General features: G+C 46.8%; 11 protein-coding genes and 1 pseudogene. 3 read left to right on the plus strand and 9 right to left on the minus strand.

Annotation, left to right across the window (positions count from 1 at the left end; all coding sequences use genetic code 11):
• Positions 1-79 precede the first annotated feature (79 nt).
• From RBB63_RS04180 to RBB63_RS04200, 5 genes are all read right to left on the minus strand, one after another.
• Positions 80-1,123 carry a zinc-binding dehydrogenase gene (locus tag RBB63_RS04180; RefSeq protein ID WP_309381399.1) on the minus strand — a complete coding sequence of 348 codons (1,044 nt, stop codon included), beginning with the start codon at positions 1,121-1,123 and terminating at the stop codon, positions 80-82.
• Between the two features lie 38 nt (positions 1,124-1,161).
• Positions 1,162-2,598 (minus strand): MFS transporter, encoded by a 1,437-nt coding sequence (locus RBB63_RS04185; protein WP_309381401.1) that lies wholly within the window; start codon positions 2,596-2,598, stop codon positions 1,162-1,164.
• Positions 2,599-2,695: 97 nt separating this feature from the next.
• On the minus strand, positions 2,696-2,968 hold the full coding sequence (locus tag RBB63_RS04190) for a hypothetical protein (protein WP_309381403.1): 273 nt from the start codon (positions 2,966-2,968) through the stop codon (positions 2,696-2,698).
• 276 nt (positions 2,969-3,244) lie between these two features.
• Positions 3,245-4,126, minus strand: coding sequence for a PEP-CTERM sorting domain-containing protein (locus RBB63_RS04195; protein ID WP_309381405.1), 882 nt, complete (start codon positions 4,124-4,126; stop codon positions 3,245-3,247).
• A gap of 231 nt (positions 4,127-4,357) precedes the next feature.
• On the minus strand, positions 4,358-6,838 hold the full coding sequence (locus RBB63_RS04200) for a glycoside hydrolase family 9 protein (RefSeq protein WP_309381407.1): 2,481 nt from the start codon (positions 6,836-6,838) through the stop codon (positions 4,358-4,360).
• A gap of 224 nt (positions 6,839-7,062) precedes the next feature.
• On the opposite strand from RBB63_RS04200, the pseudogene melA reads away from it, so the two are divergent.
• From melA to RBB63_RS04215, 3 genes and pseudogenes are all read left to right on the plus strand, one after another.
• A pseudogene (melA, locus tag RBB63_RS23685) lies at positions 7,063-8,337 on the plus strand (alpha-galactosidase); the annotation flags it as partial.
• Between the two features lie 951 nt (positions 8,338-9,288).
• The gene (locus RBB63_RS04210) at positions 9,289-10,320 is read left to right on the plus strand and encodes a LacI family DNA-binding transcriptional regulator (protein ID WP_309381411.1); all 1,032 of its coding nucleotides are present in this window, start codon (positions 9,289-9,291) and stop codon (positions 10,318-10,320) included.
• A 132-nt stretch (positions 10,321-10,452) separates the two neighbouring features.
• On the plus strand, positions 10,453-12,795 hold the full coding sequence (locus RBB63_RS04215; protein ID WP_309381413.1) for a GH36-type glycosyl hydrolase domain-containing protein: 2,343 nt from the start codon (positions 10,453-10,455) through the stop codon (positions 12,793-12,795).
• Between the two features lie 48 nt (positions 12,796-12,843).
• Here the strand turns inward: RBB63_RS04215 and RBB63_RS04220 are convergent, their stop codons facing one another.
• From RBB63_RS04220 to RBB63_RS04235, 4 genes are all read right to left on the minus strand, one after another.
• Positions 12,844-14,454 (minus strand): sulfatase family protein, encoded by a 1,611-nt coding sequence (locus tag RBB63_RS04220; RefSeq protein ID WP_309381415.1) that lies wholly within the window; start codon positions 14,452-14,454, stop codon positions 12,844-12,846.
• On the minus strand, positions 14,441-15,982 hold the full coding sequence (locus RBB63_RS04225) for a sulfatase (protein ID WP_309381417.1): 1,542 nt from the start codon (positions 15,980-15,982) through the stop codon (positions 14,441-14,443). Before RBB63_RS04225 ends, RBB63_RS04220 begins: the two co-directional genes overlap by 14 nt.
• Positions 15,983-16,252: 270 nt before the next feature.
• On the minus strand, positions 16,253-16,954 hold the full coding sequence (locus RBB63_RS04230) for a hypothetical protein (RefSeq protein WP_309381420.1): 702 nt from the start codon (positions 16,952-16,954) through the stop codon (positions 16,253-16,255).
• Between the two features lie 7 nt (positions 16,955-16,961).
• Positions 16,962-20,516, minus strand: a complete 3,555-nt coding sequence (locus tag RBB63_RS04235; protein ID WP_309381422.1) for a hypothetical protein — start codon at positions 20,514-20,516, stop codon at positions 16,962-16,964.
• Positions 20,517-20,653 lie beyond the last annotated feature (137 nt).

The raw sequence follows: 20,653 nt of genomic DNA on the forward strand, positions 1-20,653 counted from the left end.
TAGAAAAACGAATTATCGAGGGAGGTAAAAAACAATACAACGAATCACATAACCTGATACGAACAGCGTGTAATAATGACTAGCCCCATTCAAAAACGACAGAGCTTACCTCTTGATTTTCCAACTGCTTATAACCTTCCGCTGCCTGCGAGTATGGCAATACTAGGTCAATATAATCATCTGCTCGAATTTGACCTGTGCGAATGTATTCAACGACCTTCAGGCGATCTTCGACACCGCGATCTGCTGGTGTGAGAATCGTGACACCTTCACCATCAAAAAAGCTATGTGGATTAATTGAGACATCCTCAATGTAGTTAGCCTGCACAATTAATCTAGGCCAGTCCGAACCATAGAAACCAATGGGCTCAACTTTGTAGTCCGCACCATAGGCCTGAGGTTTCTTTCGTAGAAGCTGAAATGCGGTTTCGATGCCCTTCGAAGTTCCAGAGGATTCAACGACGATGTCTGCGCCCCCATTTAAAAAGAATTTCAAGCGCTCCAATGCATCGGATTCTCGCATGTTAACAGCTGCAGCAGCACCACGCTCCATGGCCTTTTCAAGTCGATTTTCATTCACATCGCAAACGATCACTCGGCAACCACGTTCAATCAAAAATGCAGCAGAGAAAGCCCCAATCATGCCTTGGCCAATGACGACTGCCGTTTCCTCCGCTTTTGCACCTGCGGCGTCGACTCCCCGATGGCTAATCGCGGATACTTCAGCTATGACATACTCAAGAGGCTTATCTGTGTTAATCAAAACCGGTCGATCCTCTCCCAGTGTGCTATAGACATGATGGGCAGCCTGAGCTCCCCACATAACATTGATTTCAGGAAGCCGCTTTGGATTACGACCACTGATTAAGTCTCCAGGCCGAACTCCGGAAACGCTAGACCCGACTTCCAATACACGAGCGATTGCAGAGTAGCCTGGCACTAATGGAAAATCCTTCGGTTTGGAGTATTTCCCGGACAACACACGAAGTTCAGTGCCTGGCGAAACAAAGGTATACAGCGTTTCGCAATACAAATCGTATGGTCCACATTCAGGCAGTTGATGTTCCTGAATACAGACCTCATTCACGTTATTAAAAACGATAGCTTTTGTTGTGTTTTTCATCGATATAAATTTGTAGCTAAATGATAACCTCGTTTAGATCAGGCGGACGTTTTGGGCGGATCCGGGAATTCTCCCCGGCGGCGGAGTTCAGCTTGGATTTCTGCAACTCGCTCAGCGGTAAGCGGGTAATTGCGCAACACCCAGAGGCATACGATCAACAATACGCATTTACCGCTAAACAGAATGAGCATATTGTTGAATACGCCGTCAGCCTGATCTGCACCTGATTCAATTTGAAATCCAGTTGCTTCTACGAGAAAACCCGAAGCTCCAGTAGCAATTGCAACAAACGTCTTCATCATAAAAGCCGCAGTCGCGCTGAACAGCCCTTCACGGCGTTGATGGTTTTCGAGCTCATCAGCATCTACAACGTCGGCTAGCATGGAACCAAGAACCATAAAAGTTGCGACAATCCCCGTGGAATAAAAGAACGGGCTAACAAACATCAAATATGGGTAATCTGGGTTTAATAGCACCATCTGCAATAACGAGCCCACAATCATCATGCTCAGAGAAAGACGCAGCGCATTGTGTTTCCCATATTTAGCGCAAAGCTTGTTGATCAGAGGTATGCAAAGCAAGGTAAGTACATTCGCCAGTGTTTCCACTGCGGCCATAAAGGATGCCCCTTTGGATACATCGCCACGAAAAACATAGTAGATTCCAAGGTAGTAATTGAAAACGCCAAATGCACCCAGCACTGACACCAATACCAAATAAATAAACGTTATTCGCTGGAAGTGCTTTGAGCGCGCAGTGGACCAAATTGCTTTCAGGAAACTATCCTTGCGCTCTGATACCACTTTGATGCGATCCTTCGTGTAGAGACCCGCTGCCAAGGTGCTAGCCAATAAGAATATCCCCAGCGCCAAACCTAGCCAGCGCACACCATGCAATGCACTAGGAAAGATACTCAACAAGCAAAATGGAAATAGAAACGGAGTAATGAAATGCGTAATGCGCTGGGCAATGGTTCGAGCAACTTGAACTCGCGTACGACCATTGTATTCCGTGGAGAGCTCCATCGCCAAAGCTCCATATGGCACGGAGAATATCGTTTGGGCCGTCGCAAACCCTATGGTCGCGATTCCAAAATACCAAATAATATAGCTATGGCTGGCATCACTTGGAAAAAGCCAACATACCGACACCATAATGGCCATTAACAATCCGCCTAGAATGACAAAGGGACGACGACGCCCCATCCGGCTTTTAGTATTGTCGGATACATAGCCCATGATCGGATCAGTAAAAGCGTCCCATACACCACGGCACATAAGGACGATGCCAATCGAACTCGGTCCGATGCCTAGTGTAGTTGCCAAAATCGGATTCACCAAGCTATTCATCATGTAATTGCTTACATTGTTGACACCCTCGGGTGCAGCAAACACCGCCAGTTCTTTACTTGATATCTCCTCGATTGGCTCGTGTCTTATTTTAACCTGTTCCTGATCCGACTCTTCGGCACGCATGAGCGTTGATAATGAAATTAAATTGATTGGGATAACTGCGAGATCAGCATAGCAACCTCCAGCATGCTATGAGTTCACTCTGGGAAATTCGGCTAGATCAGCTAAATTGGAAACCAGTGCCTCTTCCCTCTTTGATAATCCCCCCCCTCGCATCCTCTTTTGCGACCAACCGATTTACAACCTGTATACATTGCACTCGTTTCGAATAACCAGACTCGCCTAAAATTTTAGTCCGTTCCAGCACTGCAACATTTTCGGAAAAACCAATAGGCAGACATTCACCAAGCTTACCCAAGCAGATTTCGAAGCGGCCAGAAAGAGTTTTAACGATTAGCTGACCTGATTTAGTATTCAAATCGGAAAAATCCACTAAACTATATAGCGAGTATCCGTTGTGAATGGAGGTATAACTACGAGATTTTGGGGCTCTCATAATGATTGTCTATGCAAACCAATCAGCATGGGAAACATTTTGGCAATGCATACTAATGCACTCCAAAGGAAAAACCATTGGTGCATACTGCATCCCTGCTGACAGAATAATTATCAATTATGGTAGTTTCGATTGCTTCGTAAGGCATCAAAGCAAGAGCGCATTCATATGAATGCGCTCTTGTTTGATGAAGAACAGCTTCTTCGCGTGAAACTACGCCTTGGTCGCTTTGCGACGACGAATTACGTACATCAATCCGACCAGGCCAATTATACCTGCATAGGTGCTAGGCTCGGGAATGACCCCAGTGGCCTGAAATTCAGTCATTTCAGGAAGGACATAGATAGTGGATCCGGTGCTACTTGCATCGAAATCCAGAAGCATGCCTACAGCCGTCAAATTGTCGAAGCTAGACAGCACTACTGCACTTCCCTGGTTCGAAAGATCAGTAATGTCCGTTAGCGGATCATACTCAAACCACAATGCCGCAGACGGATCGGTTAGCTCTGTTCCTTCATTGAGTGCATTTCCACCTGTTGCGTAGAAATCAGAGCCCAACCGAATAACCCAATAAAAGTCCACGGAACTATTTGTACCTGTAAAAGTTGCGGTCATACTTGTCAGTGTGACAGAATTTGTATCACCGCCATTCAAAAATCCGTGACTTGGCCCGGTACCATAATCATATCCGTCTTGCGTCCACATAATAATCTGACTACCTTGCACAGCGCTTCCAGCAATACCATCGTCAAGGTCACGCATACCGATACGCATTTCTGAAGTTGTAGGGGCAGTATTATTAAATAACCGAGCATCGATCTCACCAACGGTTGCCACGCCAGTGTAAAAGAACACTGGAGACCGATCATTAGTATTATTGGGATAATAAGAGCCACCATTTGTAGTCGGCGCTCCCAAAGCGGGAGATGTTAAGTCAAGCTGACTTGGGTTGGTTGTATTGCCGTTGAGGTTAAGCGCATACGATCCGCCAGTCATACCAATGTCAGCCCCCCACTGGACAACGACACTTGCATTGGAAGCCATAGGGGCAAGGATTGCTACTGAAAGAGCGAGGTGACATGCATACATCTTCATAATATATAGTTATTTAGGGTGGTTATGAGGTGAGAAGTTAATCAATATTCAATGGAATACGAGATTGAGCGTAAACTCTGGCTTCACGCATATCAATGCATGAAAGCAATCCTCCTGCAGAAGTAAGGCGACAGGAAATCAAGTCAAAAGCTATCATTATAAATTAGCATGCGGCAGATATGCACGAAATCGTAGTTTGATGCTGCCACTGACTTTCTTAAAACTATCAATCTAACGATCAACTTCCTGATCTCGAGCAGCCAGCGCTCCCCAATAAAATGATGTCGGACGAAATGTCTGCTGTATGGTATATTCATTCATCGAGGGCCAGCGATATAAATCAACATAAGCTTCAATCGCAGGCCACTGCCTACTGCTGGGGGTCATCTCCTTCAGTACATATTGATGCACCCATTCGTTGAAACTCCAACCCCCGGCAGGGTCAGATGGGCCGAACACAGTAATGCCATCAGGTGCACTTTGACCCGATACTCGACTGTCAATGTGTAGTGGGGCTTGCGGATACTTTTTGCCCACACCAGTTGTGTAAACGAGATTGGAAGGGTTTGCCCCTACCGTCGGATTAACGGCAACGAGTGCTGCTTTGAGATATTTTTCATCTCCAGTCAGCCAATAAGCTCGCGGCAATACAGGCCCGATAGAAGTCTCTGGCGTCGAATAATAGGCTACGTAACCCATCATTGGTATGCCTGGTGCAAAAGTGGTGATTCCATATGCATTTGCCTGCCCAAAACTTGCTGCAGCATCGGCAGCATTGGTGAAGGATTTACGTGCTCTCGATTTCAATGAATCTTCCCCCATCCCATCTGGTAATCGCGCATAGGAAAAATTCAACAGCCAGTCGATTGCTTGTGGGTTCTGAAAAGCTGGCTGATGGATCGCATCTTGGTGGTATCGCTCATCTTTAGTTGATCGGTACAGCTCTATTGCTGCCATTGGCGCCCAAGTTCGAATTTCTCCATCTACTTTCTGCTTGTTCCAATTAGGCGTTCTTTTGGACGCCTCTTCAAAGACCCTCTCTTGATTCGTGATTGCCCAGTCATAGGCCATTTTCGCCGAATCAAGATATGCACGCGCCGCTGACGCATCATAGGGGGCAATAACACGTGAAAGCTTTGCTGCACTGGCCGCATACAGGTAGCTAGATACCGGATCCGGTGCAAAAGCTCCAAGCAATAGTGTTTCTTGCCAACTAGCTTCTCCATGTCGTGGATGCGAAGTCGATTCAATACCTCCGCGAATGCCCCCATCCTCTGTTTGTAGCCGACGGAAGAAATCGACATTCCACTTGGCCTCATTTAGGAGGTCAGGCAGGTCGTCGCTTCTTTCCGTCGGCGTCAACGAGAGCGGCTTATCCGCATAGAAATCAGGATACATTTCAAACAACTCGATCATTGAGAAACTTGCCGCTAAATGCTGTGATCGACGGTCCCAGTCTCCAGCATCCATATATCCTCCCCATGCTTCTGGCAGCATATCGAGTTGATCTGTATTGTTTTCATTTCCCAACATCCGTTGAAACGATGCTTGCACAGCTTCGGACTCACCTTCCATTCTCGTCACATCGAGCTCGAAAACAATAAAGCCATCAGCTGGATGCATTGGCCGTGGACGCTCATAGGCCGAAAAAGGAGCTTTCAGTTCAATGCCGCTACGGTGCGCAAAGAAACCTTTCATTGACTTGCGAAACGCCTTCAACCAAACGTCATTTCCAATCTCAAAGGGAAATGAACACCCAACGCCTGGCACATAAATCTGATAAGTACCTGGTCGAGTAAAGTCATGGAAATCTAGATAGTAAACATCGGCCTGCACATTGTTCTTTTTGTTTTGCGTGCCCTCTGCTTTATCTGCTGGCCAACCAAGAACGATGTCACCTTCGTAAACCGTCTCTTTTGAATTCGCATCAATAATTTCAAAGCGATCGACATCGAAGCTGATGCCACCTTTGGTTCCTGCCCAAAAAGACAAATAAGCTCTCTTATAAGGATCATCGGGACGAAACCCAACTTGAGAAACTTGAACCGCATCACTTCGAATTTTCCTTGGCAGGTGTCGATAGGTGACGGCATCCTGCGCGGTATTTAGGCCGGGAAATGCGATACGGTACTCCGCACCTTCCACCAGTGAATCATCGAGTTCCAGAGTAAGCACATGACTATAGGGCATCGTGCCAGTTATGTCATTTCTGTTCGTGGGCTTACTTTTCCGGGACACTGATGTCGGCGTCCGTATTCCCAACAAAGAGTCACCCGATATCTTATAGGATCCGGGTTCATCAACCTTAGTTAGGTCCAGGGGGCTGCCCACTGTTTCTTCCAGCCATATGGTCGGTTCCCAACTACCATAAACTTCTGTGTAATCGGCGAACTTGCCTCGATGCTTTGCCCGGTGAAGTGCTTGATTTTTTGAAGTCATTGATACTCCATCCGCGCCCCAGGCAAACACTTCAGCACCTTTTCCCGCTTCAATACGGTCACCGGGTTCTTTCATATATAAACGCTGGCCAACATCCGGGATAGACTGAGCCTGAATCTCGACTACCAGCATATTCGGCCCGACCGCAAAAACACGCTCAACGCTCGGCTCGCTGACATCTGCCGCTAGTATACTAGCGCCGCACGCGAGTGAAGCAATGGCTGCCCAAATAATCGCATTCATATATTGGTGATGAGCAAACGGAAAAATCATCGAAAAAGTAGGGATATGCCAGAAGCGCCAAAATGTCAGGGTATTGATTACTAAAGTTTAAATACAAAGGGCATAGCAAAGAGATGTCTCCAACGCCACGATGCATACTGATGCATTCCGAGGCTATGAGATGCCAATGCATCCATATGCCTGCTTCCACATGTGACTTATCCAGTGCCAAGGTTGAGCATATTCCGTTTTCTGCCTTTAATATATCAGATATCATGCCCTGTAAAATAACGCTTATTGGCGCCGGCTCAGTCGTCTTTGCAAAAACATTAATTGGAGACATCCTCCAATTCCCAGAATTAATGGATGTAACGATATGCCTAATGGACATTGATGCCGAGCGCCTCAAAGTCGCCGACGTCATGATGAGGCGCATGGCCTCAAAGCTAGGAGTTGCAGCAAAAATCGAGTCGACACTTAACCGACAACAAGCCATCCGGGACGCGAAATATGTGATCAGCACGATACAGGTCGGCGGATATCAACCTTCGACGGTGGTTGATTTCGAGATTCCTGCTAAATATGGACTAAAGCAAACCATCGCCGATACACTTGGGATTGGCGGCATATTCCGTGGACTGCGAACCATTCCTGTGATAATAGACATCGCAAAAGAGATTGAGCAATACGCGCACCCCGATTGCCTATTCTTGAATTACACCAACCCAATGGCGATGAATTGCTGGGCGGTTGATCGCGCCGTTGGCATTCCTCACGTGGGCTTGTGTCATTCAGTCTTTGGAACGGCGCGCATGTTAGCATCTCATGTAAACCTTCCATTCGAGGATATTAGCTACCGTGTAGCAGGCATTAACCATATGGCCTTCTTTCTCGACTTTAAATATCGTGGCCAAGACGCAACCCCACTATTGTTCAAAGCACTGAATGACCCAAACCGGGACTTTGAAAAAGTACGCTACGAAATAATGAGGCGCACTGGATACTTTGTTACTGAATCAAGCGAGCACCAGTCAGAATACACACCATACTTCATTCCACACGGCGAATCAAGTCTACTGCAGTTCGACATTCCCATTAACGAATACATCCGGCGCTGCGATGCAATCATTGCGACTTGGAAAGACACAGAAGCGGAGCTGATCGGGGAAACTGGCGAAATAAAAGTTGCCGAACAATCGCATGAGTATGGATCCTACATCATTCACTCCCGTGAAACCAATATTCGGCGCACCATCTACGGTAACGTACCCAACAACGGTCTGATTGACAACCTAACGCATGGATGTTGTGTAGAACTACCCTGCCTTATTGACGGCAATGGACTTCAACCAACTAAGATCGGTATGTTACCGTCACAGCTGGCGGCGATCTGCATGACCAATGTGAATGTGCAGCAACTCACTGTGGACGCAGCCCTTACCGGCAAGCGTGAGCATATTTACCATGCTGCGATGCTCGATCCAAACACGAGCGCCACACTACCGTTGGATAAGATTTGGGCAATGTGCGATGAGTTGATCGAGGCACACCAGAGAGATGGCTACCTAGGAGAATTTGCGCCAGTCATTATAAACACTGGTCGAAGCCAAGCAGGCATTGAAGACCGCATCATTGCCAGGGCGAATGCAAAAAACATAAAACTGAATCAGGCTAACAGCACATTTACACTTGAGATAACAATAGAGAATCCCTCCGTGAATGAGGAATCAATCATACTGCAGTTAGTTCCAAAGCATGAGGCAATCACGGTAGAAAAACGACACATCGAGACAATTTTATCTGCCAATTCCGCATGCACACTGGAGCTAGCAGGCAAGATTATAAGCCCTATCGAGCAAAGCACTGAAATTGCGCTTCTGAGTAATGATCCACGTATCCTAGCAATCAGCGCGCCACTGCTTGCTCGTAAGCAGATAACCGGGTACGACGATAATCCAGCAGAATTCTCAATGGAACTCTCTGGATTTCCTTGTGCGAAAGGCTCAATTTCTCGTGATGGCTGTTACTTGCGACTCCAAATGCAAGTTCAGGACTCCAATCCCAAGCTAAGGCTCGAGAAACCATGGGAAGGCTCGTCGATCGAACTCTTCTTCGCTTCTGAAGATCGACCGGGCATCACTCAGCTAATTGTAGTTCCAGACAAAGAAATTAACGGATCCATCGTTGACTTAAACTTGAACCCGGTAGATGGCGCAAAAATCGAGCTAAATTCCAATAAAGCAGGGTATGAATTTACTTTACTGCTTCCATCAGCTGCTGCGCGAATTGACACTAAAGGAAGCTTCTTTTTTGACATTTTTGCCAATCTCAACGCACTTGGTGACGCGCATTCCGGCGGGCGTAGCTCACTGAGTGGAAAATTTGATTCTCATGCCGATATGTCATTCGCTTGCCTAGCAGATGTGTAGCCCAAACCGTGGTCGGAATTACACATATATCTGACGTGACAAAACGCTTCTTCAGATTACGATTCTATTCTAATGAATGAAGATAAGCGGAGTCGCCCTGTCAATATGTGGGACATTGCCAAAGAGGCAAATGTATCCCAATCCACAGTATCCAGAGCTCTTCGCAATGACCCACGTATTACCGAAACAGTAAGACTTCGCGTGTCGGAGGCCGCGAAAAAGCTAAATTACCGCCCCAATCCATTTGTCTCTGCACTGACAGCCCAAGTACGCTCCTTTCGTGCTCCCCCCAGCGGCGCGACTATCGGGTTGCTCAACTGCATGCCAAAGTGGCAAATGCCAATGCCCTATTTTAAGCTCTACAGCGAGGGTGCAACCAAACGAGCAGAAGAATTAGGTTTCAGCACGGAATTTTTCCATCTGGAAGACCTGGATAATTCAATTAGTGCCGTAAATCGCATTTTATGGAGCCGCTCCATCATAGGATTGTTAGTCATGCCAGTCCCCAGTGGTGTAGATCTAAGCGAATTAAAATTTGAAAATTTGGTCAGCGCGACTGTAGACACCAGCTTACGCAGCCCGATGCTACATCGCGCCACTGCTAACTATTTTCAGGGAATGTCCCTGGCGCTAGACAAGCTTAAATCTAAAGGTTACAAGAGGATTGGCTTTTGCACTCACGAAGATGAGCTTGGTCGTATTGGCGCGCGCTGGCATGGAGCCTATCTTCACTGGCACAGTATCAATGGAATCAAGCCACTTCAGGCATTTGTCGCCAAGACCTATGATCCTCAAGAGCTCAAAGCATGGTGCCAACGCGCTAAGCCTGACGTCATAGTAACCAATCGCGATGACCTCTACGATCACCTTTCCGAGGTCGGCATCCGCATACCTGAAGATGTCTCATTTGTTGCATTAAATGCAGAATGCAGCAAAGCCAACGTATCTGGAGTCAATCAACACAATCGCGAAATCGCAGAAGCTGGCATCGAAATGGTCGTTAACCAAATTTACCACAACGAATACGGCCTATCGGACCAACCCAAAAGCCTTGAGATCAAGAGCTCCTGGATAGAAGGCCAAAGTGCTCCCGACAAACACTAAGAGTTATCGCTCCCAACCCCAAAAAACGAGATTACAAGGTCTTGGCCAAGGGTTACCACTGCTGGATTTTAATTAAAGCATAGTCCCTTGGAGGTGATGCATCCATATGCATGAGGGTGTAATTGTGATGCATTGCTTGAAGCAGATATTGCAATAATGACGCCAGCAGAGACCACAGAAACTCCCAACTCAACGATTGCTCAGTTTGGTCACTTTGATGAAGATCAGGGATGTTTTATAATGACTCAGGAACCACCACGAAAATGGTGGAATCTGCATTGCTCTAAGATCAATCCAGATGGCATTGAAATGTATGCCGAGTGTGCCCACATCAATGATGGGCAAACATGGTTAAGAGACGCTGCCGGCAACACCACGTATCTCTGCAGCTACGACAATAAATACCATTACATCCGTGACGATAAAACCAACATCACGTTCTGTGTGTCAGGTATTCCTGAACCTACAGAGGTAGCTAAACGCACCGTTGAGTTTCATCGGGAAAAAACAGTCATGCACTCCCAGTGCATTGGGCTTAATTCAACGCAGCGAGTCTTTGTTCCACGCCATTATCCAGTTGAATGCACCACGATCACTTTGCAAAACACGACTCAAGAAGAACGCGAGATATCTGTCTTTAGTTATGTGAAATTCCACCTTGGTGGATGGGATGCAAACGGGAACATAGTCTATAGCGAGATGTTTTCCGAAGTTAGACCGGACATAAATGGCGTCTTTGTTACCAATCGAAATACCGATGTCCCAACAGCACGGTATAAAGGCTATTTAGTGACGCTGAACCAATTCCACAATGCCAACGGTTATCGTGACCATCTCTCACGTGCAGATTACCAGATGAGTGCAACAAAACTCGGCTGGGGATGGAACTGCGATGGCCGCGACGGCTATGGCCCTGATTGCGCAGGAGTTGTTCAAGTTAAGCTTAAAATTCCTCCTTTTGGAACTGCCCGAGCTGACTTCATTCTGGGGCATGCATCAAATCCCGAGGAAGTCGTTAAAATACAGAAGACGCTATCTCCCGAGTTGATAGACATGTGGTGCGATGAAGCGAGGACGGAATTCAAAGATCGCGCAGAGAGCTTTAAAATCGATGTAGGCCATCAGCTTTACAACGGTCTCTTTAACATATTCCTAAAAAAGCAATTTGACCATTATCTTATAAATAAAAGCGGATTCCGCGACAACTTACAGACAGACATGGCACTGGTTATTGCCGACCAACCAGCTGTAGAAGCAAACTTGCTGCGTGCCCTGTCGAGCCAATATGCAAATGGCTCAGTACCTCACGGCTTTAGGCCGTTAAATCGATTAAATTATTCAGATAAACCAGCCTGGTTACTGCAAGCGCTACCTGAGGTCATCAAGGAAACGGGAGACTATAACTTTTTAGAACGGGAAGTTCCCTACCTTGACTCCACTGAACGTGGCACCGTCTGGAACCACGCAGTGCGCGCTCTGCGCTGGCTCGCAAGCGACACGGGGAAACATGGGCTCTGCGATCAACACCACGCAGACTGGAACGATGGCCTGGAAGCAACCCGTGAGGCAGGGGCAAGGGAAAGTGTTTTTGTCTCGATGCAACTTTGTCTCGGCGCACGTGAAATAGCTGAGCTTGCACAGAGAATCGGAGACAAAACAGTTCAACAAGAGGCTGAATCCATTTACCAAACCTTCAAAGACCGCATCAATGAAGTTGCATGGGATGGTGAATGGTATGTCAGAACACTCTGCGAAGACGGTTACCGAATTGGTTCCAAATCCTGCAAAGAAGGGCGAATTTACCTTAATCCGCAGAGCTGGGCTGTACTGAGTGGTGTGGCGGAGGGTGACCGCGCCCTAGCCATCATGCAGAAAGTTGATGAGATACTTGAGGAAGATATCGGCTATCGAATTTGCTATCCTCCCTATGCTCATTACGACCCTCGCGTTGGACGCATGTCCAATAGCATGCCAGGCGCATCAGAAAATGGTGGCTGCTATAATCACGCAGCCGGCTTTAAGGGTGTAGCTGACTGCCATATCGGACGCGCAGACCAAGCCTGGCGTACATTTACTAAAGTGACGCCCGATAGCCCAGATAACCCTATTATTAATTCTGGTGCTGAACCTTTCAGCTACACCAACAGCTATTCTACGGCTTCCCAAATTTACGGAGCAGCTGGATATGCATGGCGTACTGGAACTGCCGCCTGGTTTGGACGATTGTTAGTCGAATACATTCTTGGTGCTCGACGAAGCTATGAGGGATTAATCATTGATCCCTGCCTGCCCGCATCACTCCCTCAGGCCTCCCTTACCCGAAAGTTTCGTGGAGCGACCTATCACATACAACTAAAGAACCGCCCCGAAGGCGGTAAAGGGGCGAAGAAAATCACTGTTGATGGGCAGCAAATTACTGGCTCTAAGTTACCTGTAGCCACCGGTGGTGAATACCATGTAAAAGTAGAACTTTGAAGAGCCGCTCAATGAGGAAATGACATGAACTCCATTTCCTAACGGTTATCACGGCTTTAGCTCACCAAAGGAACCTGGAAGATCATTCAAATAATGTGTCAACAGTGCTTGCATTTCGGCAAGTTTTTCTGGATTTGAAGTCGACAAGTTTACCTGCTCGCCCGGATCATCTGGCAGGAAATACAGCTGATCCGCATCATAAAACGCCGGGTATTTACCCGTGGATGTCCGCTCCGCATCACCGCCACCTGGAATCGCCTGGATGTGGCTAAATGGAGCCATTGGGTCTTCAGTCAATGGATCTCGCCCGCGCATATCTCTCATGGTTTTATTAAATTCCTCTAGGCGGTGCTTTCTTTCTTCGATGCTCATGTTTTGAATCTTCTCAGGATAACGTAACGCAATATACTTCCAACCGTCCTTCAATACAGCGCGAACGTATCCCAGTTCGAAGTAAAGTGAATCATGCGACTGCATTTCCTCCGCCATCAAGGCTGGATAGAAACTTACGCCATCAAATATTCCTGGATCATAGTCAACCCCAGCCATATCCAGAATTGTAGGCGCAAAATCTACGTTAGAAATAGTTTCGGAAAATTCATTCCCAACCGGAAATCCACCATCACGCCAAATGAAACCTTCTCCGTGGACACCACCCTGATACAGCGTGCCTTTCGCTTCTTGTCCATGATCATTGAAATAGATGATCACGGTATTATCCAACTCCCCGATTTCGTCAAGCTTGGCAACTAAAGCAGCCAACGAATCATCGAGCCACAGCAAGTTCTCTTTTTGCCAACCCGAGACGCCGGCGATACGTAAGCGTTCGCTCAGCGAATGGCGATCTGGTTGCACCGTCAGTCCTTCATCCAACATCCCCTCTGGAGTAATGCGGGGATCAGCTCCCCAACTTCTTTGCTTCGAACCCGGTCCATGTGGAATTGTTGTGGCAAACCAAAGGAAGAAAGGACCTCCTTGGAATTTTTCAATGAAGTCGACGCCTCCTTGCGTAATCCAATCTTGATTATGAGATGCCAACGCCTTGATTCCGTTATAGTCAGGATTATTGTTATATAAGCTGGCTGCATAATCAAACCCAGCTTGATAGCAAGCGCTCCTCAATCTTTCAGCATTACGTTCTAACAGAGCCACTACCTCAGGGTCCGTAGGATCATCGTCCCAATTGGGTCGCTCCATTTCAGACGTTATGATAACGTGATTCTTTCCAACTATACCCGTGCTGTAGCCAGACTTCTTCAGTAACCACGGCAAGGTATCCTGATCATCTTTTGTAATGAAGCTATTCCACTCGACGATTGTTTGCCCTTCGTTTTTACGAGTGCTTTCAGTAAAAGGAATACTCTTGGATCGACTAGGGTATCTGCCAGTAAGGCAAGCGAAGCGGCTTGGCGTACAGACTGGTGAGGTTACGTAAAGATTCTCTAAGATCGTCCCCTCTGCTGCAAGCGCATCCGTTGCCGGAGTTAAGTTCTTGCCTTTCCCTTCCGGCAGGAAATTCATCATTTCCTGGAATTGATCATCCGTTATAAAGAAAATGAAATTTGGACGCTTATCTAAAACAGGCTCATTGGCCCCTGACTCAGGCACTGCAATAATTGCCAATGCACAGGCACACTGAATTGCTTTAAGAAGCTTCATGTTGAGCGAAATATTCAATCATTTCCTGTTCTAACATGGCACGGACTTCCTTGTAGTCTGGATCGTTTGCTAAATTCACGCTTTCGAGTGGATCCGCCTCGTAGTCATATAGCTCTATCGTTTCCACAAAACTGTCACTATACGGCATCGAGGTTCGCCAGTCATTTTTCATCCAAATGATCATTCGGTATTGTGGATCACGTAGTGCATAGCCCATTCGATTTTTCCATCCAGGAAATTGGCTAATGGAGTAATCCTTAACACTTGCATCCTCGTCCTTCATGACTGGAACCAAACTAACTCCCTCTAGCTCATATGGTGCTTCCAAGCCGGTTAGATCAATAAGAGTCGGAAAGATATCAACCGACTCTGTCATGCTTTTAGCATTCTTTCCTCCTGAAAAACCGGGGGCACTGATAATTAACGGTGCTTCTGTCGCATTTTCGAAGTTGGTGTGCTTCGTCCACAAACCATGATCTCCAAGGTGAAAACCATGATCTCCCCAAAGCACAACAATCGTATTCTTATCGAGACCTGTTTCGTGCAACGTGTCTAAAATCTTGCCGATTTGGGCATCGATGTATGCCACGCAAGCGTAATAGCCATGAATAAGTTCCGCTTGCTGAACATCCGAAATCGGCTGCGACCACTCACTTGGAATATCGGTATAGGCGCGCAACTCTGCAAATGGGTGATAAGCGAAGCCTGGTGAGCCCTTGGCATGCTCTTGGAATTCTGCTAGTTCAATATCTTGCCGGTCAAACATATCCCAATATTTCTTAGGTGCTGCAAACGGAAGATGCGGCTTTGAAAAACCCACAGTTAAAAAGAATGATTCACCGGTCCGAGCATATTCCTCAAGGTTGGCATTTGCCCAGTTGGCCAGGGCGCCATCAAGATAGGCATCATCAGGCAAGTCCAGGCATTCCGTGGCTGGCATGGCGTCATGCTGCTGCATGTATTTATTGCGTGCTCCCCACCCTTTTAGACCAGAAGCGTTCATTTGGTCATATACCTTATGAGTATTCTCATTTTGATAATATGCGCTATCATGTGCGGGAATTGGGTGGTCAGGATTGTACGGGAGTTCTCGGTTATAAGTAAAAGGCGTCGACCATGATTGCTTGGAGTGGTTCTTAGAGCCATGCATTACTTTACCAGCTCCAGCCGTAGTATAACCCGATTCCTTAAATACCTGCTGCATCGTTTTGGCCTTGGGGTTGGAATCTTCGATAAACGTATTCAGATCCCAAACTTTTGTGCTATCTGGACGCAATCCAGTAAACATGCTCATACGTGAGGCTGCACAAATTGCTTGCTGGCAATAATTGTTTTGCATAACAGTTCCCTGAGCAGCCAGCCGATCGATATTGGGTGTGGGTATCTCATCATTGCCATATGCGCCAAGGACTGGTTTCAAATCATCAACCACAAGCAATAGGACATTGGGTTGATCGACCGTGGCCATGGCGTTCAAGCTAAAACCTGAACAAATTAAGCCAAGAGATAGGATACTTTTAAGTTTCATACGGGTTTTAATGGGGCATCACTCTCTGTTTACAATCAAAGGCATTGAGAGTGAGCGAGGTTATGTAGTGAATTAAATAACAATTTTCTTACTGGTTTAGGCCCAATGCGATGCGCATCGCCTGCATATGGATGCACAGAAAGAGTAATTATTACGAATTGCCCCATTCCAATGCCATGTGCAATATGCAGCGATAAAAGTCGCAGCATCACTACAGGCTTGAACTGTAATGCTAATTCCGATGCTGACCAACACTCGTCGCAATTTCCCTCACTCGGACACCGGTGCTGGTTCCACAAAGTTGCGAACTAATAGTTCTTCAGACTCTGGCCTACCAATAGTCGGTAATTGATCTACCAGTATAAGTGTTGATCGCGTATTGGGCATAATCACCTGTGGCGTGCTCAATCGAAGTGACCATTCATCGCCATCAAGTACTATCGCTTGTATCCATACTTGAAGGTTGTCCGAATACGGAAAAAGTTTCGATTCCGCCGTTGCAAGTTGTGCCGTCTCACTACCAATTTTCACCATTACCAATCGGGGAGAATAATTAAATAGACGCATAGTTCCAACCGGGTGGTCATCCCAAGAATCTTCGACAACCTTGACGCGTACGTCATTCGTATCTTTCGGGTTAACTTGAAACAACACAATGTATGGTATCGGCTTATCCAGAACAAACTCAACCAGCTCATGTTTTATCGGAGGCAAACCCGATTTAGCCGGAGGCAATTGACGATAAAGCGAAACCTTCTGCCCAACATTAGATTTATATTCCCGTGAAAAGTTGGAACTTCCAGCTGAAATCCTACTGGTGTTTCCTTCAAAATCGTAGTAAACTCCTGAAAGAGATTTACCAATTGCCAAAGTTCGGAATGACGCCACCTCTTCACCAATATCCTTGGCAGTCGTCGTGGCACTGAGTGCAATGCTTAAGGCCATGGCCCAAAATGCTATCTTTTGAAACATACAATTATTAAATTTCGTTGGGTGTTAGCCACCGAAATGAAACTATTTTAAATTTACGTCCAAACTTAAAATTCTCGAGACTCAAGTCGGCCAACACGTCATTCGGATCGTTTGCATCACTATCCAGGTATTCAATCTGCCGTTGTAAAACCGCTTCGCACCAAGCCTGCGCCTTGCGCTCATTAGTTAGTGGATTGATGGACTCACCATAAGCACGAATCACGAAGGTATCAGAACGTGCAGCAAGCCCAGAACCAATTGCCGACAGAACGTCTGCTTGCGTTAAAAATTGTGGCGCAAAAGCCGATGTCGATCCATGTGGAACCTCGCCATCTGGCACTCCCTGATAGCCTTGCATGAGTTCCAAATCGAAGTTAGATCCACCATAGTTTGGCAATTTCGAATCTTCGTGATAAAAAGGATTGGACCCTGTGGGTCCATATGCGGTGTCCTCTCCCCTATTAACCGCAGACGAACCACTGTATACTGAATCAATGGCCGCTTGCAAAACACCTTTAAAACGCTCATCCGAATCAGTCTCAGAATTGTCCACTAAGCGCCTATTCACAAAATCTGCCAGTGAAACGAATGGCCCACGATTTCGCACTTCCGCAACAATATTCTTCGCCAAGCCTGCAATCTGCTCTTCCGTCAATTGACGGAATCCCTGCCAAGCCCAAGCACCTGTTGGATCAACCGACGGAGCTTCTGTAGGTTGACTAAATCGTGGTAGGGCTGACATCAGCGTATTAGGCGAAGAAACTCCATCTTCAGGATTGTAGGGTAGCTGATTCATCCCTCCCAAAACCGCACGCCAAGCTTGCTCCGAGGTTGAATTGATATTGAACCCACCACGTAATGTTAATCCAGAAGCGGTCAAGCTACCATCCCGATACTCTTCTTCGGCAAGCTCGCCTGTAATCTTCATGCGCGCGTTTGGCAACACATCAGGCAAAGCCGTCATGCTTGTATCCGTTGAAATGCCAGTTCCTTGATTCGGGATCGTGGAAACAAAAAAGCGATCCCATAGCTGCCGATTTAGCAACCATGAAATATCATAGTAGGCGCTAATGGAGCGCGTAGGCTCAATTTGAGTATTGGAGTGGTCTAAGCGTAGTTCACCGCGAGCATCTAAGAAGTGGAAATCGGCTAAACTGTTGCCAATCGGGTATGATGGATAATTGTTGATTAAGGATAGATTTGCATGCTGCAATTGCCCAATAGACATCAGGGGCAAATCTTCGGATCTATGTTCAAATAACGTTGCGTCAACCACTCCCAGAACTGAATCAAGCCCATAGCCAGCCGATGCACGCTCACCAGATGTCTCAGCATTAAAAGTGATCCACTGACTCTCCATCCCGCTGCCAGCTACAAATCCTTGAGGCGCACTACCGCCATTAACGACCCTAGTTGCATATAGTGCTCGCGGGTTTCCCTGAGCTATCCAACGAACATCACGATAAACGCTCGAAGATTGCGGACCAGCAGCGAAATTCATCTCAAAATAGCGAACAGATGTCGGCCCCAGAACATATTGGCTCAAGGGTCCTTCTGTTTGCAGAAACTCATTGCGCATACCACGACTGGTGCCAGAACTATCAATACTCTCGATTGTATTACTTGAGCTATCTTGTGCCGGCCAAACCCGCGATATGGATTGATACCAACCCATATCATTCACATCACTAGATATATAACCTACTGGGCTTTGTTCAGAAAGGTCGCCGAGATAAACACTGATCTCACCACTTGACATACCAAAGGAACTCCCTGATGGCGGTAGCACTTTTGCACCACTGACCCTAAAGTTGCTATCTACTTCGTCAGCTTCGAATCTTGCAGTATCCGCCCCAAAATCGAGCAACACATGACCAGCGGCATTAAGACCATTGGTTAGCGTATTTTGGGGTTCGTCGAGAATATCTGCATCGTAATAAGCTCCGCTCTCAGCATCTTGTAAGGTGAAAATCATACTCGCACCTGGCGGGATATCGGGGCTGTCGATTTTAAAGCGCACATAGACATTCTGCGTGCCCTGATCGTTCTCCAACGTCGCCCCTCGATTAAAATTCACCGTTTCCTTTTCAACCCACTCAAGCGATGAACCACCTGCCCCATCGGAAACTTCCTTTTCAACTTGGAGCTGGTAGTTTGCCGCCGTAGTAAAGATTCGAGAAAACCCAACTTCATATTCATGCGCTTTAATAGTGCTCGTATATGGGTTCCAAAGCACTACCAGTGGAAACATTGCCACCCGTATAGGAAGCCCCTCACCAATCCCATCTGGAGCAACATAGCTTAGCCCTAACGAATAATAAGTCATCACAGGGCTTACGCCAACATCGATCAGCGTGGGAACCCGAGGATCAATCTTGTTATCCGTTGGAACAGTAGTTTGGGCATAAGAACGCAACGCTCCCCATGTTGGCACTCCAAAAGTATCAGAAAGGTTATCAATATCTGGCGGAAAAAGGTATTCGAAATTGCCAGGCGAAGTAGCTCCAGTTGCCAATAATGCTGACAGGTCTTGCTTCAACCCTCCAGCATATGTATCGACTAGAAGCGATTCAGAATACACGGTCAGATCATGCCGATTTGATCGAATTGCTTGTGTCATTTCCTCTGCATCCTGAGCTGCAAGAAATGTAAGCTCATCCAATGAATTTAGCACTGAAAGAGCTTCAGAATCAGGTGCAAAATTGTCCCCCAACAAAAAAGACTCATCGAAATCAATGACTCTCAGCCTATCAACCAACTCCGGCGCCGTACGCTGTGCCGTAAAGAATGCCCCTTGCAGCCTAGTGCTTTCGGCTATCTCCATTGTAACATTCGCCTTTGCTCCCTCATCGCCAATCCACCATGCGTAGCGCCCCGTCCGAACATTAGCATCATCTCCGAAGACATCTACTAAAGGCGCCATCACACGGTCGCTCTCTGCCTCGACAGAACCATCACCCACCAGGAGCACCTGAGTCCCTCCCTCAATTGGCACAGTGGTCGCCGCCACAAGGTCAACCGCATCCGTAGGTCTGAAGTTGAATGAATTTGGCGCATTAAGAATATGGCCATCAGCATCCACATCATTTTCAGGTAAGAAAGCGACAGATTCGTTTCCGCTTACCAGCCAATTCAACAACTTCGCCTGAGAGCCCTTCGCATCCGATTGCTCTTGAATTGTGGCAGGAAGGCTCGAAGGGATTTCCGCATAGTTAATAGGTGCTCCATTTCCATAAACGCCAAGCCAACGCCCATTTGCAGTTGTAGTATCAGCTAGCGTCTCATCAATGTCTGAACGGGCAGTTGTGCGCTGGTCTGGACCTGCATATTTCTGCAGTTGGCCGATAGCTAAATTCAAGGCGAGTAGTGCATTTTGCCTTGCGGCGACTTCCTCATTTTGATTGCTCGATAAACCAGCGCTTACTCGCGTGAGCATTGAAACCGACATGATCAATAATACCATCATGCCCATGAGCAACATTGAAATAACTAATGCAAAGCCGTTGCTCCGATGCAACTTACCCATGTTGCAACATAATGTAGGTTTATTGATTTCTTCCATGGGGCTAGACTCTAGGCGGCTGAAAAAACAGGGGAATTAACTAATTTAGGATGAAAGCGCGAAATACTTTTTAAATCGCAGATACGAGAAAAAATACTCAAATGCAAACTCGTCGCCCACGCACATCGTTTCTCATG

It is taken from the genome of Cerasicoccus frondis, assembly GCA_031296915.1.
Classification (GTDB): Bacteria; Verrucomicrobiota; Verrucomicrobiia; order Opitutales; family Cerasicoccaceae; genus Cerasicoccus; species Cerasicoccus frondis.